Annotated in this window: 2 pseudogenes; both read left to right on the top strand. The window is 32.0% G+C overall.

The features are described from left to right. Nucleotides 1–232: pseudogene (locus AJ936_RS10670) on the top strand (hypothetical protein); the annotation flags it as partial. Between the two features lie 18 nt (nucleotides 233–250). Further along, nucleotides 251–568, top strand: a pseudogene (locus AJ936_RS09750) (hypothetical protein); the annotation flags it as partial.

Raw genomic sequence — 568 nt, 5'->3', positions numbered from 1 at the left:
AACCAGAAGATTACTAGAAAAACTCAATATCATAGGACAAAACAATCTTAAGGCTATGTATATAGGGATAAATGAAAATAAAGAAAGCTTGAAAGCTATAGACAAAAGAGAAAATAACACTAGCAAGGCAAGTGCAAATACTGATATCACATCAGAAACAAAAACTCCGCCTAATTTCATAGGCAGATTAGCTACTACTATAATCATAGAAGATGGTTTATATATGGGATAAATTACGAAAGGATAAACAATGAGCGAAACTTATGAGATTTATACACCCAATGGATTAACATTAGATGTGGAAAAAGATACCAATAAAATACTCTTTAAAGAAAATATTAAGCCCACAGGCAACTATACCGAAGAATATTCCAAAGCCCTTTTTGAAGCCGATCGCATATTAAGAAACTCCCCCTACAAAGACTATAAACCCCAATACCTAGATCCTAACTTTTATACAGGACAAAGTTCTACTTTACTTGAATTTAAAGATTGGCAAAGTATATATTTAAAAGATCCTATCAAAGGAGCTATAGCTCCTTGGACTAAAGCAGAAAAAGCTTATTAT

This window comes from Campylobacter sp. BCW_6877 (assembly GCF_001762445.1).
GTDB classification, from domain to species: Bacteria; Campylobacterota; Campylobacteria; order Campylobacterales; family Campylobacteraceae; genus Campylobacter_D; species Campylobacter_D jejuni.
Note: the sequence above shows the minus strand (reverse complement) of the source record. Positions and strands in the feature narration are given on the sequence as shown.